Genomic DNA, 5,448 nt, shown 5'->3' with positions numbered 1-5,448 from the left:
GCGCAGTCCTCATCGACGGATCATTCATCCAACGCGGCGCCCTCGCGCGCCGGGGCGACATCGCTGATGCTCTCGGCCCGTACCGAGGCCGCGCTGCGGGATCAGGCCGGGCGCCTGCACGCGCACCTGGTCTCGCACGGCGCGATCAGCGTCGAAGACGCCGCAGTCTCCCTGGCCACTACCCGCTCGGTCTTCAACCAGCGGGCGGTGGTCGTCGCCGGGGAGCGCGACGGCGCGCTGGAAGCTCTCGCCGCGCTGCGCGGCGGCGGCGCGGGCACGGCCAACAGCCGGGTGATCCGCGCCGGAGCCGCGACTTCGAGCCCTGCGAAAACGGCGTTCCTGTTCACCGGGCAGGGCAGCCAGCGCATCGGCATGGGCGCGGACCTGTACGCGGCATATCCGGTGTTCGCCGAGGCGTTCGACGCGGCGTGTACGCACTTTGACGCACTACTGGGCCGTCCGCTGCGCGAGATCGTCTTCGCGGCCGGGGGTTCGCCGCAGGCCGCCCTCCTCGATCAGACCCTTTACACCCAGACCGGGCTCTTCGCGATCGAGACCGCGCTGTTCCGGCTCGTGGAGTCGTGGGGCGTGCGGCCGGACTACCTGCTCGGCCACTCGGTCGGGGAACTGGCGGCGGCGCACGTCTCCGGCGTGCTCTCGCTGCGGGACGCCTGCACGCTGGTCGCCGCGCGCGGCCGTCTGATGCAGGCGCTGCCGGCGGGCGGCGCGATGCTCGCCGTGCAGGCCGCCGAGCCCACGGCGACGGAACTGCTCGAAGGCTACGGCGATCGCGTTTGCGTGGCCGCCGTCAACGGCCCGCGTTCGGTCGTGCTCTCCGGTGACGAAGACGCCGTGCACGAACTCGCCGCGCTCTGCGCCGCGCGCGGCCTCAAGACCAAGCAGCTGCGGGTGAGTCACGCGTTCCACTCCGCCCACATGGACGGGATGCTGGACGCGTTCTCCGACGTGGCGCGCGGCCTGTCCTTCGGCACCGCACGCATCCCCATCGTCTCCAACCTCAGCGGCCGGACCGCGACCGCCGCGGAACTGGGCAGCGCCGACTACTGGGTCAGGCACGTCAGGCACGGCGTCAGGTTCATGGACGGCGTGCAGTGCCTGAAGGAACTGGGCGTCGGTGTCTACGTCGAGCTGGGTCCGGACGGCGTCCTGACCGCGATGGCGCGGGACTGCCTGGACGGCGAGCCGACGGTGTTCGCCGCCGCGCTGCGGCCGACGCGACCGGAGGCCGAGACGCTCACCGCCGCGGTCGCGACCGCCTGGGTCCACGGCGCCGGCGTCGACTGGGCCGCCGTGCTCGCCGGCCGCGGCGGACGCAAGGTAGAGCTGCCGACGTATCCCTTCCAGCGCCAGCGGTACTGGCTCGACGCCCCGAACCGGACGGCGGACGCCGCGGGACTCGGCCTGACCGCGGCCGGGCACCCGTTCCTCGCGGCCCGCGTGCGCATCGCCGAGGATGACCGGACGCTGTTCACCGGCCGGATCCGCACGGCCGCGCATCCCTGGCTCACCGACCACGTGGTACTCGGGTCGGTGCTGCTCCCGGCGACGGCGTTCGTCGAGATGGCGCTCACCGCGGGCGGACAGACCGGCTGCGGTCGGATCGACGAACTCACCCTGACGGCGCCCCTGACACTGACCGCGCAGCCCGACGACCCCGGGGTCGATCTCCAGGTCGCCGTCGGTCCCGCCGACCAAACCGGACGGCGCGCTGTGACGATCCACTCGCGCGGCGCTGATCAGTCGGGCGCTACCGACCCGGGGTCGGCCGATCCGGGGTCGTCCGATCCGGGGTCGGGTGCCGGCGCGCCGTGGATCCGGCACGCGCACGGGTTCCTCGCCCCCGCCGCCGAGGAAGCAGCGGGCTTCGACCTCACCGCCTGGCCGCCACAGGATGCTGAGACGGTGAGCGCCGAGAACTTGTACGACCGGCTCGCCGGGGCTTCGCTCAGTTACGGCGACGCATTCCGGGGTGTGCAACGGGTTTGGCGCCGCGGTGATGAGATCTTCGCGGAAGTCCACCTGCCCGAGAAACTCGCCGAGGGCGCGGCGGGATTCGCACTCCACCCTGCGCTGCTCGACGCCGCGTTGCATCCGGCCGCCGCGAACGCCGAAACCGCGGCGGGCGCCGAGCAGACCAGGATCCCGTTCTCCTGGAACGCGGTGACCCGGCACGCCGACGGCGCCACGCGGCTGCGGGTGCGGCTCGCCCCGGCCGGCGCGGACGCGATCAGCATGACGGCCGCCGACGGCACCGGGCGCCCGGTCGCGTCGGTCGGCGCGCTCGTCGTCAAGCCGGTGTCGGCCGGGCAACTCGCCTCCGGCGGCGCGCGCCTGGACTTCCTGCACCGGCTCGACTGGTTCGCGCTGCCCGACCTGGATGGCGCGGCCGACGCACGGCGCCCGGCCGACGCGGAACCGTCCGCCGGTTCGCAGACCGTGCTGGCCGCGGTGCCGTCGGACCTGGACGAACCGGCCCACTGGGCGCTGCGCACGGTACAGCAGTGGCTGGCCGACGACCGGCACGCCGGCGGCAGGCTCGTCATCGTCACCCGGGACGCGGTCGCGGAGGACGGCTTGGCCGACCCAGCGCAGGCCCTGGTGTGGGGCTTGGTCCGCTCGGCCCAGTCCGAGGAACCCGGCCGGTTCATCCTGGTAGACCTCGATGACGCCACGCCGCTTGAAGCCGTTCCCGGGCTGCTGCGCGACGGGCAGGAACAGCTGGCCGTGCGCGCCGGGAAGCTTTACGCGCCCCGGGTTTCGCGCGTCGCGCCGGCCACCGCGTCGCCGCGGCCAGCGGTGTTCGCCCCCGACGGGACCGTTCTCATCACCGGGGGAACCGGCGCGCTGGGCGGCTTGGTCGCGCGCCACCTGGTGGCCGAACACGGCGTGCGGCATCTGCTGCTGCTCAGCCGCTCCGGAGCCGGCGCCGACCGCGCCGCGCAGCTCGAACGCGAACTCGGCGCGAACGCGAGCGTGACCGTAGCAGCGTGCGACGTCGCCGATCGCGAGGCTCTGGCCAAGCTGCTCGCGGCGATCCCGGCCGAGCATCCGCTGACCGCGGTCTTCCACACCGCGGGAGCACTGGATGACGGCCTGGTGCGCGGCCTGGACGCCGACCGGCTCGACACAGTGCTGCGCCCGAAGGTCCGCGGCGCGCGCAACCTGCACGAGTTGACCAGGGATCAGGATCTCGCGGCGTTCGTCCTGTTCTCCTCGGTCGCCGGCGTGATCGGCTCGCCGGGGCAGGGCAACTACGCCGCCGCCAACGCCTATCTCGACGCGCTGGCGGTCCAGCGCCGCGCCGCCGGGCTGCCGGGTGTGTCAGTGGCCTGGGGACCTTGGGAGACCACCGGCGGTATGACCGGCGGGCTCGGCGGCACGGCGCTGGACCGCATGCGCCGCGGCGGGCTGGTGCCGATGGACGCCGCGCGCGGCTTGGCCGCCCTTGACGCCGTCCTCGGCGCACCCGCGACGCCGCCGATCGTGATCCCGGCGCGACTGGATCTCAATGTCCTGCGTACACGGGCCGCGGCGGGCGCGCTGCCCTCGGTGTTGCGCGCGCTGGTCCGTCCGCACGAGGGTCGCGCCGCCGCGGCCGGCGGCGCGGTTTCAGGGGACGGCGGCGCGGCTCTCGCGGCACGCCTGGCGTCCCTGCCGGACGGCGCGCGCGAGGCCGCGGTACTGGACGCGGTCCGCGCGATGGTCGCCGAGGTGCTCGGCCACACCGGCGCGGAGGCGGTCGAGGTCGGGCAGAGCTTCCAGGAGCTCGGCTTCGACTCGCTCACGGCGATGGAGCTGCGCGACCGGATCAACGCCGCGACGGGACAGTCCGTGCCGGCCGCGGTCGTGTTCGACTATCCGACCCCTGAGCAGCTCGCCGGATATCTGTGCGCGCTGCTGGCTCCCGCAGCGGCCGGGGCGCCGTCGCTGCCGCTGCTGGCCCACGTGGGCCGGTTGGAGGACGCGATCGCGCGGGCGCGCCCGGACGGCGCGGAACGCGGGCAGGCCGTCAGGCGGCTGCGCGCCGTGCTCGCAGCGCTCGACGCCGGGCCGGTCGCGCCGGGGGATGCGCCGGGCGCCGAGTCGGTGGCCGACCGGATCGGCGGTGCCTCGGCCGAGGAGATCTTCGCTTTCATCGACCACGAACTTGGCCGCAGCTCCCGCTGACGGCGACGCAGAAAGGCGGCTTCTGATGCCCGCGGAAGAGAAACTGGTCGAGTACCTGAAATGGGTCACGGCCGATCTGCACGAGACCCGGCAACGCCTGCACGACCTCCAGGCACGGCTGCATGAGCCGATTGCGGTGGTGGGGATGGGGTGCAGGTACCCGGGCGGGGTGCGTTCGGCCGAGGACCTGTGGGACCTGGTGGCCGCCGGCCGCGACGCGATCAGCCCCTTCCCCACCGACCGCGGCTGGGACACCGAGAACCTCTACCACCCCGACCCCGACCACCACGGCACCAGCTACACCCGCACCGGCGGCTTCCTGCACGACGCAGCCCTCTTCGACCCCGCCTTCTTCGGCATCTCCCCCCGCGAAGCCCTCGCCATCGACCCCCAACAACGCATCCTGCTACAAACCACCTGGGAAACCCTCGAACACGCAGGCATCAACCCCACCACCCTCCGCGGCACCCCCACCGGCGTATACCTCGGCATCATGTACAACGACTACGGCGCCCGCCTCATCACCCACCCCCCCAAAGAATTCGAAGGCTACCTCGGCACCGGCAGCGCCCCCTCCATCGCCTCCGGCCGCATCGCCTACCACTACGGCCTCACCGGCCCCACCCTCACCCTCGACACCGCCTGCTCCTCCAGCCTGGTCGCACTCCACCTCGCCGCACACGCCCTCCGCAACCACGAATGCGACCTCGCCCTCGCCGGCGGCGCCACCATCATGGCCACCCCCACCGTCTTCATCGAATTCTCCCGCCAACGCGGCCTAGCCCCCGACGGACGCTGCAAACCCTTCTCCGCCCACGCCGACGGCACCGCCTGGGCCGAAGGCGCAGGACTACTCCTCCTCGAACGCCTCAGCGACGCACAACACAACCACCACACCATCCACGCCCTCATCCGCGGCAGCGCCATCAACCAAGACGGCGCCAGCAACGGCCTCACCGCCCCCAACGGACCCGCCCAACAACGCGTCATCCACCAAGCCCTCACCAACGCAGCACTCACCCCCCACGACATCGACGCCATCGAAGCCCACGGCACCGGCACCACCCTCGGCGACCCCATCGAAGCCCAAGCCCTCCACGCCGTCTACACCCCCGACCGGCCAACCGACCACCCCCTGTGGATCGGCTCCATCAAATCCAACATCGGCCACACCCAAGCCGCCGCAGGCATCGCCGGCATCATCAAAATGATCCAGGCCATCCGCCACGCAACCCTCCCCCAAAGCCTGCACCTGGACAC

The 5,448-nt window shown here is 72.8% G+C and carries 2 protein-coding genes; both read left to right on the top strand.

The genetic code is table 11. From position 1 onward, the window contains the following. Nucleotides 1-66: 66 nt before the first annotated feature. Entirely contained in the window at nucleotides 67-4,188 is a 4,122-nt protein-coding gene (locus KGA66_RS27895; RefSeq protein ID WP_211472386.1) for a type I polyketide synthase, read from the top strand. 25 nt (nucleotides 4,189-4,213) lie between these two features. Next, nucleotides 4,214-5,448 (top strand): type I polyketide synthase (locus tag KGA66_RS27890; RefSeq protein ID WP_281416872.1); only part of this gene is annotated, 1,235 nt, incomplete at its 3' end.

The sequence above is a fragment of the Actinocrinis puniceicyclus genome (assembly GCF_018283645.1).
Taxonomy (GTDB): Bacteria; Actinomycetota; Actinomycetes; order Streptomycetales; family Catenulisporaceae; genus Actinocrinis; species Actinocrinis puniceicyclus.
The sequence above is the reverse complement of the archived record's forward strand: the minus strand, read 5'-3'. Positions and strand labels throughout refer to the sequence as shown.